Raw genomic sequence first — 410 nt, 5'->3', positions numbered from 1 at the left:
GGCGAAAGCGGCCGCGGCAGCTTTCGCCTTCCGGCGCCTCGGCGTTGATCGATGAGGCGAAGGAAGCTGCGCCCGACACACGCTCGCCGGTGCTGGATGCCGTCGCCGAGCCCGGCTTCGCGGTCGTGCGCGGCCTTGCTCTGCACAAATTGCTGCAGGTGCTGCCCGGCATCGCCGAGGCGGAAAGGGGAGACGCGGCCGAGCGCTACCTGGCGCGCGCCGGCGCCGATTGGCCGGACGGCGAGCGCGACAAGGCGCTTGCGGCGGTGCTGTCGATCCTGTCCGACAGCCGCTTCGGCCCGTTGTTCGCGCCATCCTCGCGCGCCGAAGTCGCGGTCATGGGGAGTCTCGACGTGAAGGGCAAGCTGCGCTCGATCTCCGGCAAGATCGACCGGCTGGCGGTCACGCCA

1 pseudogene is annotated in these 410 nt (G+C 71.0%); it reads left to right on the top strand.

From position 1 onward, the window contains the following. Positions 1–410 (top strand): annotated as a pseudogene (locus EN852_RS35580) (double-strand break repair helicase AddA); the annotation flags it as partial.

Source organism: Mesorhizobium sp. M2E.F.Ca.ET.209.01.1.1 (assembly GCF_004010375.2).
In the GTDB taxonomy this organism is placed as follows: domain Bacteria; phylum Pseudomonadota; class Alphaproteobacteria; order Rhizobiales; family Rhizobiaceae; genus Mesorhizobium.
This window is presented reverse-complemented; position numbering and strand designations above follow the sequence as displayed.